General features: G+C 54.6%; 16 protein-coding genes, 1 tRNA gene and 1 pseudogene. 2 read left to right on the top strand and 16 right to left on the bottom strand.

Annotation, left to right across the window (positions count from 1 at the left end):
• The 9 genes from rnr to JMF85_RS05745 form a co-directional block, all read right to left on the bottom strand.
• Positions 1–2,183: ribonuclease R (gene rnr / locus JMF85_RS05785; protein WP_201317886.1), on the bottom strand; the 2,183-nt coding region annotated here is incomplete at its 3' end.
• A 320-nt stretch (positions 2,184–2,503) separates the two neighbouring features.
• On the bottom strand, positions 2,504–2,743 hold the full coding sequence (gene secG, locus JMF85_RS05780) for a preprotein translocase subunit SecG (protein ID WP_054797504.1): 240 nt from the start codon (positions 2,741–2,743) through the stop codon (positions 2,504–2,506).
• Between the two features lie 129 nt (positions 2,744–2,872).
• Positions 2,873–3,583, bottom strand: coding sequence for a M50 family metallopeptidase (locus tag JMF85_RS05775; RefSeq protein WP_155614709.1), 711 nt, complete (start codon positions 3,581–3,583; stop codon positions 2,873–2,875).
• 243 nt (positions 3,584–3,826) lie between these two features.
• Complete coding sequence (eno, locus tag JMF85_RS05770; RefSeq protein ID WP_054797503.1) at positions 3,827–5,119, bottom strand: phosphopyruvate hydratase; 1,293 nt, start codon at positions 5,117–5,119, stop codon at positions 3,827–3,829.
• A 44-nt stretch (positions 5,120–5,163) separates the two neighbouring features.
• Positions 5,164–6,708, bottom strand: coding sequence for a 2,3-bisphosphoglycerate-independent phosphoglycerate mutase (gpmI, locus tag JMF85_RS05765; RefSeq protein WP_201317885.1), 1,545 nt, complete (start codon positions 6,706–6,708; stop codon positions 5,164–5,166).
• A 1-nt stretch (position 6,709) separates the two neighbouring features.
• On the bottom strand, positions 6,710–7,462 hold the full coding sequence (gene tpiA, locus JMF85_RS05760; protein WP_127609153.1) for a triose-phosphate isomerase: 753 nt from the start codon (positions 7,460–7,462) through the stop codon (positions 6,710–6,712).
• 57 nt (positions 7,463–7,519) lie between these two features.
• On the bottom strand, positions 7,520–8,704 hold the full coding sequence (locus JMF85_RS05755; RefSeq protein WP_155614711.1) for a phosphoglycerate kinase: 1,185 nt from the start codon (positions 8,702–8,704) through the stop codon (positions 7,520–7,522).
• 288 nt (positions 8,705–8,992) lie between these two features.
• Complete coding sequence (gene gap, locus JMF85_RS05750; RefSeq protein WP_127609157.1) at positions 8,993–10,000, bottom strand: type I glyceraldehyde-3-phosphate dehydrogenase; 1,008 nt, start codon at positions 9,998–10,000, stop codon at positions 8,993–8,995.
• A gap of 60 nt (positions 10,001–10,060) precedes the next feature.
• Positions 10,061–11,089 (bottom strand): sugar-binding transcriptional regulator, encoded by a 1,029-nt coding sequence (locus JMF85_RS05745; RefSeq protein WP_201317884.1) that lies wholly within the window; start codon positions 11,087–11,089, stop codon positions 10,061–10,063.
• A gap of 244 nt (positions 11,090–11,333) precedes the next feature.
• Here JMF85_RS05745 and JMF85_RS05740 point away from each other — a divergent pair.
• Together JMF85_RS05740 and clpP are read left to right on the top strand one after the other, a co-directional pair.
• Positions 11,334–11,408: transfer RNA gene (locus JMF85_RS05740), tRNA-Arg, on the top strand.
• Between the two features lie 133 nt (positions 11,409–11,541).
• Entirely contained in the window at positions 11,542–12,123 is a 582-nt protein-coding gene (gene clpP / locus JMF85_RS05735; protein WP_127609161.1) for an ATP-dependent Clp endopeptidase proteolytic subunit ClpP, read from the top strand.
• Between the two features lie 79 nt (positions 12,124–12,202).
• Here the strand turns inward: clpP and JMF85_RS05730 are convergent, their stop codons facing one another.
• The 7 genes and pseudogenes from JMF85_RS05730 to JMF85_RS05700 form a co-directional block, all read right to left on the bottom strand.
• Positions 12,203–13,015, bottom strand: a complete 813-nt coding sequence (locus tag JMF85_RS05730) for a hypothetical protein (protein WP_201317883.1) — start codon at positions 13,013–13,015, stop codon at positions 12,203–12,205.
• 223 nt (positions 13,016–13,238) lie between these two features.
• A complete protein-coding gene (locus tag JMF85_RS05725) occupies positions 13,239–15,017 on the bottom strand; it encodes a copper amine oxidase N-terminal domain-containing protein (protein WP_141334354.1) in 1,779 nt (592 codons plus the stop codon).
• A 451-nt stretch (positions 15,018–15,468) separates the two neighbouring features.
• The gene (locus JMF85_RS05720; RefSeq protein WP_010500412.1) at positions 15,469–15,738 is read right to left on the bottom strand and encodes an HPr family phosphocarrier protein; all 270 of its coding nucleotides are present in this window, start codon (positions 15,736–15,738) and stop codon (positions 15,469–15,471) included.
• A 225-nt stretch (positions 15,739–15,963) separates the two neighbouring features.
• Positions 15,964–16,889: pseudogene (gene whiA, locus JMF85_RS05715) on the bottom strand (DNA-binding protein WhiA).
• A gap of 5 nt (positions 16,890–16,894) precedes the next feature.
• Positions 16,895–17,884, bottom strand: a complete 990-nt coding sequence (locus JMF85_RS05710) for a gluconeogenesis factor YvcK family protein (RefSeq protein WP_054797500.1) — start codon at positions 17,882–17,884, stop codon at positions 16,895–16,897.
• Positions 17,881–18,780 (bottom strand): RNase adapter RapZ, encoded by a 900-nt coding sequence (rapZ, locus tag JMF85_RS05705; RefSeq protein ID WP_127609171.1) that lies wholly within the window; start codon positions 18,778–18,780, stop codon positions 17,881–17,883. Before rapZ ends, JMF85_RS05710 begins: the two co-directional genes overlap by 4 nt.
• A 295-nt stretch (positions 18,781–19,075) precedes the next feature.
• A complete protein-coding gene (locus JMF85_RS05700) occupies positions 19,076–20,026 on the bottom strand; it encodes an ROK family glucokinase (RefSeq protein ID WP_127609173.1) in 951 nt (316 codons plus the stop codon).
• Between the last annotated feature and the right edge of the window lie 27 nt (positions 20,027–20,053).

The following is a 20,053-nucleotide window of genomic DNA, read 5'->3' as shown; positions in this document are numbered from 1 at the left end:
GCTTTCAGCGCGTCAACGAGGCTCACCTTCTGCTGCCGCGGCTTCATGTCCACCATCTCGAAGTCGATGGTGCGTTCATCCATGTTCACACGCGACACACGCACCTTCACCTCATCGCCAAGGCGGAAAATCTTCGAGGTGCGCTCGCCGATCAGCGCGTGCTGGGCATCGTGGTAGTGGTAGTAGTCGTCCGTTAAGTCGGACAGACGGATAAGCCCTTCCACGGTATTGTCCAGCTCGATGAACATGCCGAAGCTGGTCACGCTGCTGATGATGCCGCCGAATTCCTCGCCGACCTTGTCGAGCATGAACTCGGCCTTCTTCAGCGACTCCGTCTCGCGTTCCGCATCTACGGCGACGCGCTCACGCTCCGACGACTGCCGCGCGATATCTTCCATCCTCGATGCCAAGTATTCGTGACGCTTGTCGCTGAGTACGCCGCCGCTCTCCAGCACCTCGCGAATGACGCGATGGATGATCAGGTCCGGGTACCGCCGGATCGGGGAAGTGAAGTGTGAATAAAACTCCGCCGCGAGGCCATAATGGCCCAGACTATTGGCATCATACTTCGCCTGCTTCATCGAACGAAGCATCACGGTGCTGATAACCGTCTCTTCCTTCGTACCCTTGATTTCCTCCAGCAGCGTCTGCAGCGCCCGCGGATGCACCGTATTGCCCTTGCCGCGCACCACATACCCGAAGTTCGTAATAAACTCCATGAAATGCGCCAGCTTCTCGCCGTCCGGGTCTTCGTGAATCCGGTACAAGAACGGCACCTTCATCCAGTAGAAATGCTCCGCCACCGTTTCATTCGCCGCCAGCATGAACTCCTCGATGATCATCTCGGCGATCGTACGGTCGCGCTTAATAATGTCGGTCGGCTTCCCGTTCTCGTCTACCAGGATTTTCGACTCTTGAAAATCAAAATCAATCGCGCCGCGCCGCATCCGCTTGGACCGAAGCTTCATCGCGAGCTCTTCCATCAGCCGGAAGTCGTCCATCAGGTAGCCGTACTTCTCGAGCAGCTCCGGTTCCGGAGCTTCTTCCGTAAGCAGCGTACGTACGTTCTTATACGTCATTCGCTCGCTGGTCTTGATCACACTCGTGAAAATATCATGCCGGACGACATTCGCATCCTGATCGAACTCCATCTCACAGGACATCGTCAGCCGGTCGACCTGCGGATTCAACGAGCAAATCCCGTTCGACAACCGGTGGGGCAGCATCGGAATGACCCGGTCCACCAAATACACGCTGCAGCCGCGGTTGTACGCCTCCTGATCAAGCGCCGAGCCCTCGCGCACATAATAGCTCACATCGGCGATATGAACGCCCAGGACGTAGTTGCCGTTCGGCAAACGCTCGACGTTCACCGCATCGTCCAAGTCCTTGGCGTCTTCGCCGTCGATCGTAACAATCCGCTTGCCGCGCAGATCGCGCCGTCCCTGACTGCGGATCTCCTCCTCCGTAATCGACTCCGGTGCGGCGGCCGCTTCGTCCATCACATCGTCGGCAAACGATTCCGGCAAGCCGTGCTTCCGGATGATTGACAAAATATCAATGCCCGGATCATTCTTATGCCCCAAAATTTCGATGACTTCGCCCTGTGCCGCAGCGCGGCCTTCCGGGTACGACACGATCCGCACCACGACCTTGTGCCCGTCCATCGCTCCGTTAAACGCATCCTTCGGAATAAAAATATCCCGCACGACCCGCTTGTCGTCCGGTATGACGAAAGCATACTCTTCCAACGACTTAAACAAGCCGACAATTTGCGTATTGGCACGGCTGACTACGCGTACGACTTCGCCTTCCATACGACCGCCGGACGCGCTCTTCGAGTTGACGCGGACCAGAATAATGTCGCCGTTCATGGCGGTTCCCATATCATTGGCGTGAATGTACACATCCGGAAGCTCCCGGTCGTCCGGGATCAGAAATCCGAACCCTTTCGCATGCGCTTGCAGCTTGCCTCGCAGTAAATTCATCCGTTCCGGAATACCGTATCGATCGTTCCGGGTACGTAATATCAAGCCCTCATTTTCCAAATCGTTCAGCAGCTTCAAGAACTCTTTAAATGCCTGAGCATCCTCCAGTTCAAAATGCTGCTCCAACTCGTGGTACGTCATAGGCTTATAAGCCGTTTCTTTCATAAAATCGAGCAATGCTTCTCTTGTGATCATTGGCGCTCACTCCTATCTTCTCTTTCTAATTTATGTGGAGGAACCTGCCGCCCGCTTGTTCCCATGCCCGTATTGACCGAGTGTAAGTAAAAATCCCGAATGCATCACCAACCCGTTTCCGCTCGTCGTCCAGCAGCAGTCCATGCGAGGATTCCGGGGAATAGGCGATCTGCCGGAAAGGCGAGGACATATGCTTATCTATGTAATCGGCGCTCCTCGGAACGACCAGCGTATCTTTCAAGCCTCCTCCGCTTCATTACCCGTCCGGAGAGAAAAAAAAACAGCAGGAGTAATATTCCCCTGCTGTCGTTGTTTTATGATTAAGCGGTTTTTACAAAGTACGCCACGATCAGAGACAAAACAAAGAAAACAACGGCCAACGCCATAGTCAAACGCTGCAAGAACAGCTCCAGACCGCGCGCCTTCTGTTTCCCGAACAAATGCTCCGCACCCCCGGAGATGGCACCGGATAATCCCGCGCTTTTGCCCGGCTGCAGCAATACGGCCGCGATTAATCCAATCGACGCAATCACCAAAATAATTTTCAGTGCAATTTCCATCTTCACACCTCCTACGAGCAGCAATCACAACTTGTCCGAAAATAGACAGCAAGCTTATTATACCACAAAAAAATACGCTGACAAATCCAGTCCATACGGATGTGCAGCGTAACGGTATTTTTATCAGGTTCAACGTTCGAACTGTTGCTGGATGCGAGGCTTCCCTTCGCGATGAGACGATCGTCCGCGGAGGAACAGCTTCAGCGCTTTGACCGCGCACCATAACGAGAAGACGGTAAACAGCACGGCCCAGCCGATCGCCGGGAACGGCGTCACCGCGCTCAAGTTGGAGGCGTCCCCTGCTCGCATCGGATCGTTCCACGCGTACATAATGAGCGAAAGCGGCCCGAAAACCGATTCCTCCAGCGTCAGGAACGCCAGCAGCAAGTAGTACAGATCCCGCAACCATCGCGGAGCGATAGCCAGCACGATCACGTTCAGAATGATGAACCCGATCAGCCACGAAATACCGGCCGGATTCCGAACGAACAGCACCAGAGACAGCACCGCAAGCAGTGTCATTACCTGCAGCCCGAGGCGCTCTTTATCCCGCGACCGGAGCCGGAACAACAATAGCGCAAACAGCGAAGCCGTCGCATACCCCGCGAGCGAGATCGGAATTAAGCTCCATCTGCTCGATACCTGCGAATACGTAACGCCGCTGTGGTTGGCGTACAGCTCGATGTACATCACCTTGCCGGACAGCGCCAGCGTGACGACGGCGTGACCGAATTCGTGGATCATAGTATCCAGATTGCGGAAAAAATCGCTGAAGGGAATCAAATGCGTAAGAAAAGCCGATACCACAAGAAACAGTACAGTCTTTATCAGATTACTCATAAGATTCCCTCCGGGGGTTGGTCAGGTGAACAAGGTTGAGGCTAGGCGTTGCCTCCTGTCGGCTGCGAGCAGCTGTATGCCCTCCGGCCTTTGTTAAAAACGGATGATTGGATTGAAATAAGCTGTGGGTATCATGCGTTTTTAAAGGCGGCACGTAAACTCTCCGGTGCATACACTACTCTTCGCCTGACGGCAAAGCTCCAAGTCCAAAACCTCTTCTCCCTGACAGTTTATTTATATATATTATTTGAAGTTTTTCAAGTTATAGAACGCGGATTTGCCTGCGTATTGAGCGACGTCGGCCAATTGATCCTCGATGCGGAGCAATTGGTTGTATTTCGCTACGCGGTCCGTACGGGAAGGCGCACCGGTTTTGATTTGGCCTGCGTTCGTCGCTGCCGCGATGTCGGCAATCGTGCTGTCTTCGCTTTCGCCGGAACGGTGGGAAATAACCGCCGTGTAGCCGGCGCGCTTCGCCATTTCGATCGCGTCGAACGTTTCGGTCAAGGAACCGATTTGGTTCACTTTGATCAGGATGGAGTTACCGATGCCTTTCTCAATACCTTGGGACAGACGCTCGGTGTTTGTCACGAACAGATCGTCGCCGACGAGCTGAACTTTGGAGCCCAGCTTCTCGGTCAGAAGCTTCCAGCCATCCCAGTCGTCTTCGGAGCAGCCGTCTTCGATCGTGATGATCGGGTATTTGTCGACCCAAGCAGCCAAGAAATCGACCCACTCGGCGGACGTGAAGGATTTGCCTTCGCCTTCGAGGTGGTATTTGCCGTCTTTAAAGAACTCGGTGGAAGCGACGTCCATGCCGAGGAATACGTCAACGCCCGGCTTGTAGCCTGCGCGTTCGATCGCCGTGATGATCGTTTGAATCGCTTCTTCGTTCGAACCCAGGTTCGGAGCGAAGCCGCCTTCGTCGCCGACAGCAGTGTTCAGGCCTTTTTCTTTCAGAACCGATTTCAGGCTGTGGAAGATTTCAGCGCCTGTGCGAAGCGCTTCTTTAAACGTAGGAGCGCCTACCGGCAAGACCATGAACTCTTGCACGTCTACGTTGTTGTCGGCATGCGCGCCGCCGTTGATGATGTTCATCATCGGAACCGGGAGCGTCTTCGCGTTGAATCCGCCGAGGTAAACGTACAAAGGAATGTCCAAAGCTTCGGCAGCTGCGCGGGCAACCGCCATCGATACCGCGAGGATCGCGTTCGCGCCCAGCTTGCCTTTGTTCGGAGTGCCGTCAAGCTGGATCATGCGCTGGTCGATGCCAACTTGGTCCAAAGCGTTCATGCCGATGATTTCCGGAGCGATGATGTCGTTCACGTTCTCAACGGCTTTCAGCACGCCTTTACCAAGGTAACGGGATTTGTCGCCGTCGCGAAGCTCTACAGCTTCGTAAGCGCCGGTAGAAGCGCCGGATGGAACGATTGCGCGGCCGCGCGCGCCGGACTCCAGATACACGTCCACTTCAACCGTCGGGTTACCGCGGGAGTCAAGCACTTCACGAGCGTACACATTAGAAATTACTGTCATGATTCTAAACACTCCTTATCATTTTTAATCAAGCTTCGGCGTCATTAAACACGCTGAGCAATCAGCGAAGTTCCGGTCATTTCCTCCGGCTTCGCTACGCCGAGAATCGCCAAGACCGTTGGGGCAATATCTGCCAAAATGCCATCGTCCCTTAGTGTAACATGACTATCCGTCACAATGAAAGGCACCGGATTCGTCGTGTGCGCCGTATTGCGCGAGCCGTCCGGATTCGTGACGACATCGGCGTTGCCGTGGTCGGCCGTAATCAGCGCAACGCCGCCTTTGGCGAGAATCGCTTCGACCACTTGACCGAGGCAATCGTCTGTCGCTTCGATCGCTTTCACCGTCGGCTCCAGCAGGCCCGAGTGCCCGACCATGTCCGGATTGGCAAAGTTCAAGATGATGACGTCCTGCCGCTCCGCTTCAATCTCGGCGACCGCTGCCGCCGCGACTTCGTAAGCGCTCATCTCCGGCTTCAGGTCGTAGGTGGCGACCGCCGGCGACTTGATCAGAATGCGGGTTTCCCCCGGAAGCTCGACATCCCGGCCGCCGCTAAAGAAGAACGTCACGTGCGGATACTTCTCCGTCTCGGCGATGCGAAGCTGCTTCAGGTTGTTCTGTACGAGCACTTCGCCGAGCGTATTGTCGAGATTTTTCGGCTTATACGCCACGTAACCGCCGACCGTCTCGCTGAACAGCGTCAAGCAGACGTAGTGCAGATCCGTCGGCGCTTTATCGCCGCGGTCGAAGCCGCGGAAATCGCTGTTGGTGAATACTTGCGACAATTGAATCGCCCGGTCCGGGCGGAAATTGAAGAACACGACCGCATCGCCGGATTCGACGAGTCCGACCGGCGTACCGTCCGGCTTCACGATGACCGTCGGCATGACGAATTCGTCAAACACCGAACGCTCGTACGATTCCGTGATCGCTCTCATCGGATCTTCATACTTCGGACCGTCGCCGTATACCATCGCACGGTACGACTTCTCTGTCCGCTCCCAGCGCTTGTCACGGTCCATCGCATAATAGCGGCCTTGTACGGTCGCGATGCGGCCGACGCCGAGCTCGGCGATTTTGGCAAGCAGCTGCTCCATGTACTTTGCGGCGCTGTCCGGGGCTACGTCGCGGCCGTCCAGAAACGCATGAATGTACACATCGTCCAGCTGCTCTTTCTTGCAGGCTTCGAGCAAAGCGAACAAGTGTGCGATATGGCTATGCACGCCGCCGTCGGAGAGCAAGCCGTAAAGATGCAGCTTCTTGCCGTTCTGCTTGGCGTGACGAATCGCGCCGAGAATCGTTTCATTATCGTAAAACTCGCCGTCGCGAATCGATTTGGAGATCCGGGTCAAATCCTGGTACACAATCCGTCCCGCGCCAATGTTCAAATGGCCGACTTCCGAGTTGCCCATCTGACCCTCGGGCAGGCCGACCGCTTCCCCGCACGCCGTCAAGGTCGTGTGCGGGAATTGGTTCCAATACCGATCGTAGTTCGGCTTCTTCGCTTGGGCAACAGCATTGCCCTGCACGTCGCCGCGCAGGCCGAAGCCATCCAAAATAATGAGCGCTACCGGTTTCGGTCTGGCCATTTTACTTGGCCCCCTCAACCAGCGCGATGTAAGAGGCCGGCTCCAAGCTGGCGCCGCCCACGAGCGCACCGTCGATATCGGCTTCGTTCATGTACTCGGCGATGTTGTTCGGCTTCACGCTGCCGCCGTATTGAATCCGAACCGCTGCCGCCGTTTCCGCGCCGTACAGACCTTCGACCAGGCCGCGGATGTAACCGATCACGTCCTGCGCATCGGCCGCCGTAGAAGATTTGCCCGTTCCGATCGCCCAGATCGGCTCGTATGCGATCACAACTTGAGCTGCTTGCTCCGCGCTCAGACCGGCGAAAGCCGCTTCCGTTTGCACTTTGCACACGTCTTTCGTTTGACCGGCTTCGCGCTCTTCGAGCTTCTCGCCTACGCACACGATCGGCGTCAAGCCGTGCTTGAACGCGGCATGCACCTTCTTGTTCACCGTCTCGTCAGTTTCCGCGAAGTAAGCGCGGCGCTCGGAGTGCCCGATGATAACGTAATCTACGCCGAGGTCTTTCAGCATAACGCCGCTGATTTCGCCCGTGTAAGCGCCGTTGTCTTCAAAGTGCAGGTTTTGTGCGCCGACTTTCAGCGTCGTGCCTTTCACGGCTTCGACCAACGCCGGAAGGTTCGTGAAGGGAGCGCAAATGACGCTCTCCACGCCGTCTACCTCCGCTTTGCCTTTAACCTCGTTAACGAATGCTACGGCTTCGCTTACCGTTTTGAACATTTTCCAGTTGCCTGCAATAATCGGTTTCCGCATCGATGTCCGAGCCCCTTTCCAAATTTGCCTTAAGCAGCTTCATCTGCTTATCGTAAGCTATTCCTTATCGTTCAAAGCCACGACGCCCGGAAGCGCCTTGCCTTCCATAAACTCGAGGGATGCGCCGCCGCCGGTCGAGATATGATCCATCTTGTCTGCCAATTGGAACTTCTCGGCCGCCGCCGCCGAATCGCCGCCGCCGATAACGGTGTAAGCGCTCGTCGTCGCGCAAGCTTCCGCCACGGCACGCGTTCCGTGCGAGAACGGTTCAATTTCGAATACGCCCATCGGTCCGTTCCACACGACCAGCTTGGACTCGGCAATCACCTTGGCATATTTCTCGCGCGTTTTCGGCCCGATGTCGATGCCTTCCCAGTCCGCCGGAATTTCGCTGATCGATACGATTCGCGTGTTCGCTGTAGGGCTGAATTCGTCGGTGACCACGATGTCGTCCGGCAGCAGGAAGTTCACGCCTTTTTCCTTCGCTTTGTTGATGAAGCTGAGCGCCAGATCAATCTTCTCGTTATCGACGAGCGATTTGCCGATCTCGTTGCCAAGCGCCTTCAGGAACGTGTAGGACAAGCCGCCGCCGATAATGATGTTGTCGGCAATGTTCAGCAGATTGTTGATGACGTCGATCTTGTCTTTGACTTTCGCGCCTCCGACGATCGCAGTGAAAGGACGCTCCGGATTGTTCAACGCTTTCCCGAGCACATCAAGCTCCTTCTCCATCAGAAGGCCGGAAACGGCCGGCAAGTGATGCGCGATGCCTTCGGTCGAAGCATGAGCGCGGTGAGCAGCACCGAACGCGTCGTTCACATACAGGTCGGCCAGCTCCGCAAACGACTTGGCCAGCTCCGGATCGTTCTTCTCTTCACCGGCGTAGAAACGAACATTCTCAAGCAGCAGCACGTCGCCGTCGTTCAACGCTGCGACTTGCGCTTTGACCGCGTCGCCGATCGCTTCATCCGCTTTCAAAACCGGCTTGCCGAGCAGCTCGGACAAACGAGCGGCCGCTGGCGTTAAGCGCAGCTCCTCCACAACTTGTCCCTTCGGACGGCCCAAGTGGCTCGCCAGAATCACTTTCGCGCCGCGCTCGGTCAAATACTTGATGGTCGGCAAAGTTTCACGAATCCGCGTATCGTCGGTAATGTGGCCGTTCTCCAGCGGTACGTTGAAATCCACCCGCACAAATACCCGTTTTCCGCTAACTTCGACGTCACGCACGCTTTTCTTGTTCATTTCTCGTCGCCTCCCGATTGATTACTCGATATTCTTTCCCGCATTCTCTCTTTAATTTTCGCTCTCTATCCGAATTTTCCCTATCTGTTCACAAATTAGGCACATTTACCCGCACACAAAAATTGTGGTCATGATCTGCGTCTCGCCCGCACCTCCCGCTAGGGAACTCCGCGTTGGCCCGCTCCCGTGCAAACCGATACCGGCTTGCCGGAAGCGGACAAATGCCGTCCCTGCGCTATTGGTCGAACTTGAGTTTCAGTTCATCACCACAATGGGTTTCAAGCGATCTTACAGACCTTTTTTCGCGATGAAGCTAACGAGATCCACGACGCGGTTGGAGTAGCCCCACTCGTTATCGTACCAGGAAACAACTTTCACCATGTTGTCGCCGACAACCATCGTGGACAACGCATCGATTGTCGAGGAAGCAGGGTCGCCGTTGAAGTCGCTGGATACGAGCGGCTCTTCGGTGTAGTTCAAGATACCTTTCAGCGGGCCGTTAGCCGCTTCTCTCAAAGCTGCGTTAACTTCATCAACCGTTACGTTTTTGCTGACTTCAACTACGAGGTCCGTTACGGAAACGTTAGGTGTTGGCACGCGCATAGCCATACCGTTCAATTTGCCTTTCAGCTCAGGCAATACGAGGGAAACGGCTTTCGCTGCACCGGTCGTGGACGGAATGATGTTCTCGGCAGCTGCACGTGCACGGCGCAAGTCTTTGTGCGGCAGGTCGAGCACGGATTGATCGTTCGTGTAGGAGTGAACCGTCGTCATCATCCCTTTTACGATACCGAACGTGTCGTTCAATACTTTCGCAAATGGCGCCAAGCAGTTCGTTGTGCAGGATGCGTTGGAGATAATCGTATGTGCAGCAGGATCGTATTTATCTTCGTTAACGCCAAGCACGATCGTGATGTCTTCGTTCGTAGCAGGTGCGGAGATGATAACTTTCTTCGCGCCGCCTTTCAAGTGAAGCTCGGCTTTCTCTTTAGCTGTGAAAATACCGGTGGATTCAACGACGATTTCAACACCGTTAGCTCCCCATGGCAGATTTTCCGGGTTGCGCTCGGCAAAGACTTTAACCGTTCTGCCGTTCACGATCAATGCGCCTTCCGTCGACTCCACCGTAGCGTCCAATTTGCCGTGCGTCGTGTCATATTTCAGCAAGTGAGCCAATGTTTTAACATCCGTCAAGTCGTTGATGGCTACGACTTCAACTTCAGGGTTATTCAGCGCTGCGCGGAACACGTTACGTCCGATACGTCCAAATCCGTTAATACCAATTTTCGTTGCCATGAGAAAGTTCCTCCTAAAATATGGTTTCTTTTTATATATGTCAAGACAGGTATAAACCCGTCAAGATGTCAAGCTTCTTACGATTTCAGCGGCGGCAGCCTCATCCGTAACGAGCACATCCTCGTGACCGTGGCGGAGAACGGCGACGATCGCCTCGCCCTTGCTCTTCCCGCCCGCGATGCCGATGACCGTATCCATCTCGTGAATGTCTTCGATGCGAAGACCTACCGTAGGCATCTTGTGCAAAATGCGGCCGCTTCGGTCGAAGTAGTAGCCGAATGCCTCCGCGAGCGCTCCTTCGCGCTGCAAACTGCTCGTCGTTTCCGGATCGACCTTCCGGCGTCTTGCCATGACCATAGCATCTCCCATGCCGTGTACGACCATCCTTGCCCGGCGGATGAACTGAATGATCTCGGCGATATGATCGTCCTGCATCAACGATTGGTAGGCCTCTTCATTCAAGTGGTCCGGCACGTGCAGCAGCCGGTATCGGGCGCCGGCCTTCTTGGCCATCGTAGCCGCCACCGTGTTGGCCTGCAGTTCCACGCTTTCGCCAAGTCCGCCTCGTGCGGGGACGAACCAGCAGCTCTTCATCGACGCCGTAGCATTCAACTGATCGGCCACCTGCGCCATCGTTGAGCCACCCGTAACGGCGATGACTTCATCTTCTTTAACCAGCTTTCGCACCACCAAAGCGCCGGCGCGGCCCAGTTCCTTCTTCGCATGCGGCGAAACTTCCGAATCCCCCGGCACGATCACCACCTGCTTCAAGCCGAATCGGTCGCGAATGAGCTCTTCCCACTCCGTCAATCCGAATACGTCTTTGACCAGCGGCTCGATCTTCTCGAGCAGAACGCGGCCCGCATCGGTGATTCGCATCCCCGAAGCATCGATCTGAAGCAAGCCCTGTTCTTTGAGAAAATCGACTTCACCGCGCAGCACCCGCTCGGTCGATCCGATCGAAACCGCCAGCGTACGGCGTCCGACGACTCCCGAAATAAGAATGTGCTGCAGAATCGTGTACCGTTTTTTCATCGTTTCGAGCAGGTCGGGCAGAAGCTGCTTCTGAATATCCAGAATATCTCGCATGGCCTCGAATCTCACATCGCTCTCTGTTGGGACTCTTTTTGTCCCGGTGATACATTTTCAGTCCCACATGACCCAAAAAAAGAACTAAGCTTCTCACTTAGATGTTCCCATTATAATTCAATTTGATTCCACATTCAAGTAGATATCCGCCTAAAAAAAGACATCAACTTTGACTTGCAATTCATTGGAGAATGTCTTATAATAAATTTTGCTGTCACTCTTTGTGACTTGCACAACATCATACGCGCCCGTGGTCCAATGGATATGACGTAGGCCTCCGGAGCCTGAGATTAAGGTTCGATTCCTTACGGGCGCGCCATCTATACTAACGACAATCAGCCCTAACTTCACGTGATGGCTGTTTTTTTTACTCTTTGTTTGACCTTTCTTGACCTTTGTTTGAATTTCCGCTATGATGGATATAGTTTAATTATAAAAGGAGGCTGCAGCACATGAGTTTTATTCCTATGGTTGTCGAACCGGATGCAAGAGGGGAACGCGCATATGACATTTATTCGCGCCTGCTTAAGGACCGGATTATTTTTCTCGGTAGCGGAATCAACGACGTTGTAGCCAATTCGATCATCGCGCAACTGCTTTTCCTGGCCGCACAAGACCCGGACAAAGACATTAGCCTGTATATCAACAGTCCCGGCGGCTCGATCACTTCGGGGATGGCGATTTATGACACGATGCAGTTCATTAAGCCGGACGTTTCGACGATCTGCGTCGGTATGGCCGCTTCGATGGGTGCATTCCTGCTGGCGGCAGGCGCCAAAGGCAAGCGCTATGCGCTGCCGAACAGCGAAGTCATGATCCACCAGCCGCTCGGCGGTGCGGAAGGCCAAGCGAGCGACATCGAAATTCGCGCGAAGCGCATTCTGAAGATGCGCGACAAGTTGAACACGATCCTTGCGGAGCGCACGGGACAATCGTTCGAGCGGATCGAGAAGGACACCGACCGCGACAACTTCATGTCCGCGGAAGAAGCGAAAAACTACGGCTTGATCGACAACGTCATCGAGCGGATCTAAACCAAACCTGTAACAGCCCTGACTCTACGGCTCTCCTGCCGCGGGGTCAGGGCTGTTGTCATATCGCCAGACGGCAGGGTTATTCCGACGCCGTAGTGAACGTGAACGTATGCGTACGCCGCCCCGCCTCTACGGTGATCTGCACACGCGCTCCGGGAGCAAAGCCGCCCTCCGGCCTGTAGCTCATACCGCCGCCGGAACCCGCGGTCTCTCCCGGGACCGGTGTATCCGGCGAATCTGCGTAACGAACGCGCATGCCCATGCTGTCGTGCCGGCCCTTCCACACAACCCGCACCTCGCTATCGCGGGGAACCTCCAAGCTTCCGTCCGCCGGAACCGTTTGCGCGATCCAATGCGAGCTTTGATAGCGGTCCCAGCCCCACCACCCCCCGATAACTGCCGCGAGTAGAGCGAAATAAATCGCACCCTCCCTCGCCCTCAGCCGCAGCTCCGGCTCCATCCGGCCGGTTAATGCATAGCCTGATACGACCGCCGTCATTAACGCCGTGACCGCCAGCCAGATGTGCAGCAGCATGCCAAGCCCGAACCCGATCCGTTCCCACGGCATCCAATGGCGTACGAAGCTGCCCCCGTACATCAGCCAGCTGAACAAGGCGGGCACCTGCCCCAAGACGACGAAAGCCATGCCGACGATACCAAGCAGCAGCAGGCCTCGTTTCACCGGAAGCGAGCCCAGTCGGTACATCCGCGTACAGACTCCGACGACAAGCCCGCCGATGACGGCGAAGAACCCCCACCATCCGATTTCTTCCTCGCGGATGCCGCCCAAGATATACCAGGGAACATAAGGTATAAACAGCGTACCTATTGCAAATAAGCTCCAACCTGTCACTCTCATCCAATTTTCCGGAGCATGCCGTCCGATTCCCATGTTACCTGCGCCCCCCTGCTTGGTTTCCAAAAATTGACCTGCTCGTTTTCTATAACGGTTCAGGAGACGCGAAGGTTACGCGGGATCGAATAACGTTTCGATGACGGTTGACTGACGGCTGACATCAAGACGCGCTCACTCCATCGTGCTTAAGGCTTCGGGCATCCCGCCATTCGCACAAAAAACCTCCCGATTCCGCTAAAGAACCGGGAGGCTTCGTTCGTTACTTGGTTTCACGCTCGTCGAGCGGGTAGAAGATTAAATCGATGGGGAACGCCGAACCGGCCGGCGGGCTGAACTCGATATCGAGCGCTTCTTCCGTCCCCGTCGTTTTAGCCAGAATCTGCATGCCGTCAAACGCCGTGATGACGCCGGATTCCGGCACAAGGCGAATTTCGCCGTTGATTTTGAACGGACCTTTAAAGACACCGCCCTTTGGCAAAATCATAACCGCCATTTTGCGCGGCTTATCGGCGTGAATTTTGTACACAACCCCATAATTGCCGTCATTGTTCACCTGCTGCATCCGAATCGTATCGTAGCCCGGCTGGAACGGATCGATCTTCCCGTCCCCGACGATCAGCCTTGACGGGCTCGTGAAGGTGGTCGCGTCGATGTTCCACTGCACCTCGGACACCGGGAACGAGCCGCGCACGTGTCCGTTGAACGGAAGCAGCGGTAACGTCAGCGAGTTTTGCGAGATCTGGCTGGAGGCGATGAACGAAAACTGCACCAGTCCGTCCGTTTCGACGTCATAGAACAGGTTCACGCCTTGACCCGGATAGAAGTCCGGCATTTGTTTATAGACGAACGTTTGATTCGGCGGAATCGTCAGCTTCTCGTTCAGCGGGTCGCCGAGCAGGAAGTCAACTGTCGCTTCGTTTCCGATCAGGTTCGCATATACGGAAGGCCATACTTCGCCTTTGTTCGTCGTTCTGACGGTGACCGGCTTATCCGTCATATTTTTGGCGAGTATCGCCATCGTCACTTTTTCGTTCGTACCGTTAATATGGTCTGCGTACAGGCGACCCTTGCCTTCGATCGTATCCTGATACAAAATCCCTTGCTGCTCGAACGTCTCGGGACTGTCGCTGACAAGCAGCTTGCGCGATTTGTCTTCCGTCACTTGCTTCGGCAGCTCCGGCAGCTCGTGGAAATTGCTCCACAGTACGGACCAGTTCGTCTTGATGAACGAGCCTACCGGGCTGCGGTAAATCGGATACTCCACCTCATTCAGATAGGTCTCCTTGCCGATAACCAGATAGCGCGTGTAGGGCTCGCTCCGGTTCCCGTGAATGTCCTCTACCGTCAAGGTCACCGGATAGGTGCCCGGCGTGAAGATCGCTTCCTGGCGGCCCTTCCAGTCGAACTTCGCAATGCCCTCGGCATCGGGATCGTAGCTCAAATCGACGTATTTGATCGGCTCTCCGATCTTGTAGACCGACTTGCCGAAGCTGAACTTGGCTACCGGCTTGGAGTTGCCGGTATCCGGGATATAGATGCCTTGCGGCGTCTTCACATATAACACTTCGACGCGTTTAAGCTCGTCGTTGTATGTATAACGGGCGCCCATGTAATCCGCCAGCCAAGTGAGTTTGACCATCAAGCGGCCGTTCACGATCGCCGCCGCGTCCTCAAAGCGCATCCAATAACCGTTGATCCAGACGGATTTGTTATCGCTGTCGAGCAAAATTTGCGCGTTCGGCGTCTCCATCTCGATCATCCGCGTCTGCTCGTTCCATTCGACTTTCATGCCGAACGCATCGCCCAGAAATTTCGCCGGAACGAACATTTTATCCTTGATAATCGTTGCCGGGGCGTCGAGCGTGACCTGCTCCCCGTTCAAGAACGCTTCCGCTTTATTTAAGTACAGCAGCACGTACGTCGTCCCTGACGATACCGAAGATTCCTTCTTGTCAGCAGCCGATGCGCTGAAGCCAAACGTCCCGAGCAATAGTGTGAAAACCAGCAATAAGGCCAGTTCCTGTTTCATACGTCTCATGTGTTGTTTCTTCTCCTCTTCTGTCTGTTTCAGGATACCAATATACGACGACAATTTAGACGATAGCTGCCTATAAAAGGTTGCGCCCCATTTGCCGCGTGTTTCGAGTATTAGTCGCCGTTTAGCCAGATGTTCATGAAATGTACAATTTTAAACATACAAAAGCCTCGACTCCCCTCCAGGAAATCGAGGCCTCCCGTTCATGTTTTCCCACTACGCGACCACGAGCACAAATGCCACCAATTACGCCGCGAGCGAAATTTCCGCTAACGATCCTGCCTCGCTTTACCGGTCTGCCGCAGGCACGAAAATTGCAAGCGCATTCATCTCTGTCGTTCGCTTCCAGCAATCTGTTCTATCTGAAACAGACTGCCGTGATTCGCGAATACCGATACCATTACCGCAATCCCCGGAAGGGAAGAAGCTTCCTCCCGGAAGCTTGCGACTCTGCTTATTGGTTCTCCAATTCCTCTTTGCTGACCAAGGTGACTAAAGCGTTTACAGCCTGCTCTGCGTCCGAACCTTCGGCACTTATGTGAACTTCGGTCCCTGTGCTGATGGCCAAGCTCATAATCCCCATGATGCTTTTGGCATTCACTTTCTTCTCGTCCTTCTCCACGAAAATCTCGGAAGAGAACTTGTTTGCTTCCTGTACGAAAAGTGCCGCCGGTCTGGCATGAAGGCCTGTTTTCAACTTAACGACTACTGGGCGTCTCGACATGCAACCAATACCCCCTACTTTTATTAGCTCATCCATGAAGGGCAAATCACCCTATAGATAAATTTTATTTTTACAAATTGCAACGGTAGACTGACTTGCTTACAGCGATAAACAGCTGTAATCGCAAAAATGCGATTTTTCAACTAGTATAGCATTTTTCGGCGTTCTGCACTAGAATTTTTGATGATTTCCACAAAAAATCTATATTTGAACCGGCTAAAGTTCTTATTTTCGCAACTTCTCCGCCATCTCGTCGATCTTCCGCAACCGATGGTTGACACCCGATTTGCTTACATGGCCTTTCAGCATATCGCCGACTTCCTTCAAATTCATGTCAGGATGCTTCAAGCGGATCTCGGCCACTTCGCGCAGCTTCTCCGGCAAGTTCTCAAGCCCGACTTCCTTCTGCAGCAGCCGGATGTTATCGATCTGCCTGACTGCAGCGCCGATGGTCTTGTTTAAATTCGCCGTTTCGCAGTTAACCAGCCGATTAACCGAATTGCGCATGTCTTTCATGATGCGGACGTCCTCGAAGCGCAGCAGCGCTTGATGCGCGCCGATCAGACTTAAGAACTCAATAATCTTCTCGCCTTCCTTGATGTACAAGACGAAACCTTTCTTCCGTTCGATACAGCGGGCGTTCAGGTCGAATTCGTTGGCCAGCTTGCAGATCGCTTTGCAATGCTCCTCGTACATCGAGTAAATCTCCAGATGGTACGACGAGCCTTCCGGGTTGTTTACCGAGCCTCCGGCCAGGAACGCTCCGCGCAAGTATGCGCGCTTACAGCAGCTCCGTTTAATGATGCCCGGTTCGATGCCGTCCGTAAAGTGGAATCCTTCGGAGACGATGTACAGCTCCTTGAGGATATCCTGTACTTGTACCGGTACGCGCACGATATATACGTTGTTTTTTTCAACCGCATCTTTTTCCGTACAAGCAGCTCAGTGTGCACATGAAACGTTTTTTTGAGCAGCGAATAAATTCTTCTGGCAATCGCGGCGTTTTCCGTCGAGATGTCCAGCACGATTTTTTGGCTTGTCAGCTGTACGGTACCGTTCATGCGAATCAGTGCGGATAACTCAGCCCGTTCGCAGCAGCGGTCGGACTCCATGAGCGTTAGCTCTTTTTTCGTTTGTGCGGCGAAGGACACAGAAATCACCTCTTCTTGAACATCCAGCTTTCCACCAGTTGATAAATGTGCTGACTTAACCTCTCGGCATCATGACGCAAATACGTGCGGAACAAAACAAGCTTGTCGGCGATGATCTTGTACCCTTGCTTGGTTACCTCGTCCAGATCGAGACGAACGACCCTGGCGCCCTGCTCCGCATATCTCGCCTGCACCTGCTCGGGAATTTCGCCGTTGTTGACAATGACGTAATCGAACAAATCTTCGCCGACATGGTCGCGAACCGCCTTTAGATGATCGCTCACTTTGTAATCGTCCGTCTCTCCGGGCTGCGTCATCACATTGCAGATGAACATCTTCAGCGCCTTCGATTCCACAATCGTCTTCGTAATTTCCGGTACGAGTAAATTCGGCAAAATGCTCGTATACAAGCTGCCGGGGCCGACAAGGATGGCATCCGCCTCCCGAAGCGCTTCCAACGCCTCCGGCAAAGCTCGCGCGTCCTTCGGTTCGATGGAAACGCGGCGAATTACGCCCCCGGCTTTCGGAATCTTCGATTCGCCTTCGATGATGCTGCCGTCTTCCATCTCCGCCCGCAGCACCAGCGCCTGGTCCGAGGATGGAAGCACGCGGCCGCGCACGGCCAGCACGCGGCTCAGCTCCCGCACGCCGGTCACGAAGTCGCCCGTAATATCGCGCATCGCTGCCAGCATTAGGTTGCCCAAGCTGTGGCCTGCCAATCCATTGCCTTTATCAAATCGATATTCCAGCAGCTGGCCCAGCAGCGGCTCTACGTCCGCAAGCGCCGTCAGCACGTTGCGGATATCGCCGGGAGGAATGATCTCCAGCTCCGAACGCAAAATGCCGGAGCTACCGCCGTCGTCCGCCACGGTAACGACCGCCGTAATGTCGATCGGCTTCTGCTTCAACCCGCGCAGCATCACCGACAGTCCGGTGCCCCCGCCAAGCACAACGATTCGCGGTAAATAGGCTGCGCTCTCCCGATCAGAGCTCATTGTTTCACCTCAACCCGATCTCGCTCGGAATCCCGGTGGCTCACACGGACAATCTCCGTCTCGCCGTTAGCCATCACCTTGCCGAGATATTCGGCGATCGCTACCGAACGGTGCTTGCCTCCGGTGCAGCCGATACCGATAACGACTTGGCTCTTTCCTTCTTTTTTGTACTGCGGCACCAAAAAATGAAGCATATCGAGCAGCTTCGTCAAAAAATCCTGAGTCTCGTTCCATTTCATCACGTATTCATATACGTCCGGGTCTTGGCCGGTATTAGGGCGAAGGTGATCGATATAATGCGGATTCGGTAAAAAGCGCACATCAAAGATCAAATCGGCGTCGATCGGAATGCCGTACTTAAAGCCGAATGAGATCACATTGATGGAGATGATGCCCGTCTCGAGGTTCGTAAACCTGGATACAATACGTTCTTTAAGCTGCACCGGTTTCAAGCTGCTCGTATCGATGACTTGCGTGGCAAGTCCCTTCAGCTCCTCCAGCAGCTTCCGCTCTTGGTGAATCCCTTCAAGCGGAGCTCCGTTCGGCGCAAGCGGATGCTTCCGCCGGCTTTCCTTGTAACGCTGAACAAGTGCGGAATCGGTCGCATCCAGAAATAAGATTTCGTACGTTAACGTGTAATTCTCGTTCAAGTAGCGCAGCGACTCGGACAACGAATCGAAAAATTCGCGGCCGCGCAAGTCGATCACGAGCGCCACTTTGCCGATGCGGCCCTTCGATTGCTCGATCAGTTCGGCAAATTTCGGGATGAGCACCGGAGGCAGGTTATCTACGCAAAAGAAGCCCAAATCCTCCAAGCTCTGCACGGCGATCGTTTTGCCCGCGCCCGACATGCCGGTAATGATGACCAGCTTGCCTAGGCTTTGCATTTCTTCCATGGGGACTGTAGCACTCCTTTGTTAGGCTCGGAGTTGCTGCGTGGAGGCGAGACAAGCTACCTTTGCGATAGGTTTCCGCGTCCGGAGAAACTCCCTCCAAGCTCAGTTAAAATTCGGTTTCTAAAGAACAAAAGCAGCAGGGTAAAGACCGAATTTTAAAGTAGCCACGTAAACTTTCCGGGTGTTTCTCCTCCCGATCACGAATCGCAGCTAGTTAACAGCCGCCGCTCGCAGCAATCCTCGCTATAGTATATGAAAGGTTCGCGCTTTGACCTGCGAACCTTGCTTTCAAAAATTAGCCGCGCAGGTTCAAACCTGCGGCGCCAACGATACCGGCGTCGTTGCCGAGGATGGCCGGCACGATGTCCACGCCCTCTTGCGCTGTTTCCTGCGTGCACTCGCGGTAATATTTGCGGATCGCATCGAACAGAATGTCGCCGGCTTTGGACACGCCCCCGCCTACGACGAAACGCTGCGGGTTGATCACGACAGACACGGTGGCCATCGATTTGCCGAGGTACATAGCGGCGCGGTTGATAATGCGAAGCGCCGTCTCATCGCCGGTTTTCGCAGCATCGAACACGTCCTTGGCCATAATGTTCTCCACGAGCGCAAGCGAGGTATGCTCCCCGCGCTCTACGGCCTCTTTCCCCATACGGATGATGCCCGTCGCCGAAGATACGGTTTCGAGACAGCCCTTCTTGCCGCAGCCGCAATCGATCGCTTCGAGATCCGGCACGATGATCATATGACCGAGCTCACCGGCCATACCGTTCGAGCCTTGATAGATGCGGCCGTTGATAATGATTCCGCCGCCTACGCCCGTTCCAAGCGTGTAGCATACGATATTCGCGATGCCTCTGCCCGCGCCGGCCCAAGCTTCGCCAAGAGCGGCCACGTTCGCGTCGTTATCGATTTTGACCGGTTTGCCGAGCTTCTCTTCAAGAATTTTTTTGACCGGCACATTCCGCCAACCCAGGTTGGGAGATAGCTTGACAAAGCCTTCCGGGATATCCAGAAACCCCGCGATCCCGGCACCGATTCCGGCCACTTGATCCCATGTATATGCGGATTCCGTTACAAGTTTACGCGCATACTGCGCAATATTTTCCAGCACTACATCGGGGCCGTGCTCGGTTCCGGTCGGCCCTTCGTCCGTTTGCAGCAGATTGCCCTGTTCGTCGCACAAACCTACCTTAATCGCGGTGCCTCCCAAATCGACTCCCAAATACACTTGATCGCCCATACCCGTCTTCTCACCTCATAAATAATC

It is taken from the genome of Paenibacillus sp. EPM92, assembly GCF_016586185.1.
GTDB classification, from domain to species: domain Bacteria; phylum Bacillota; class Bacilli; order Paenibacillales; family NBRC-103111; genus Paenibacillus_G; species Paenibacillus_G validus.
Note: the sequence above shows the minus strand (reverse complement) of the source record. Positions and strands in the feature narration are given on the sequence as shown.

Coding starts and splice junctions, on each gene's coding strand:
- secG (WP_054797504.1), bottom strand. CDS start 2,743: ATGGAAATTGCACTGAAAATTATTTTGGTGATTGCGTCGATTGGATTA.
- JMF85_RS05775 (WP_155614709.1), bottom strand. CDS start 3,583: ATGAGTAATCTGATAAAGACTGTACTGTTTCTTGTGGTATCGGCTTTT.
- eno (WP_054797503.1), bottom strand. CDS start 5,119: ATGACAGTAATTTCTAATGTGTACGCTCGTGAAGTGCTTGACTCCCGC.
- gpmI (WP_201317885.1), bottom strand. CDS start 6,708: ATGGCCAGACCGAAACCGGTAGCGCTCATTATTTTGGATGGCTTCGGC.
- tpiA (WP_127609153.1), bottom strand. CDS start 7,462: ATGCGGAAACCGATTATTGCAGGCAACTGGAAAATGTTCAAAACGGTA.
- JMF85_RS05755 (WP_155614711.1), bottom strand. CDS start 8,704: ATGAACAAGAAAAGCGTGCGTGACGTCGAAGTTAGCGGAAAACGGGTA.
- gap (WP_127609157.1), bottom strand. CDS start 10,000: ATGGCAACGAAAATTGGTATTAACGGATTTGGACGTATCGGACGTAAC.
- JMF85_RS05745 (WP_201317884.1), bottom strand. CDS start 11,089: ATGCGAGATATTCTGGATATTCAGAAGCAGCTTCTGCCCGACCTGCTC.
- clpP (WP_127609161.1), top strand. CDS start 11,542: ATGAGTTTTATTCCTATGGTTGTCGAACCGGATGCAAGAGGGGAACGC.
- JMF85_RS05730 (WP_201317883.1), bottom strand. CDS start 13,015: ATGGGAATCGGACGGCATGCTCCGGAAAATTGGATGAGAGTGACAGGT.
- JMF85_RS05725 (WP_141334354.1), bottom strand. CDS start 15,017: ATGAGACGTATGAAACAGGAACTGGCCTTATTGCTGGTTTTCACACTA.
- JMF85_RS05720 (WP_010500412.1), bottom strand. CDS start 15,738: ATGTCGAGACGCCCAGTAGTCGTTAAGTTGAAAACAGGCCTTCATGCC.
- JMF85_RS05710 (WP_054797500.1), bottom strand. CDS start 17,884: ATGAGCTCTGATCGGGAGAGCGCAGCCTATTTACCGCGAATCGTTGTG.
- rapZ (WP_127609171.1), bottom strand. CDS start 18,780: ATGGAAGAAATGCAAAGCCTAGGCAAGCTGGTCATCATTACCGGCATG.
- JMF85_RS05700 (WP_127609173.1), bottom strand. CDS start 20,026: ATGGGCGATCAAGTGTATTTGGGAGTCGATTTGGGAGGCACCGCGATT.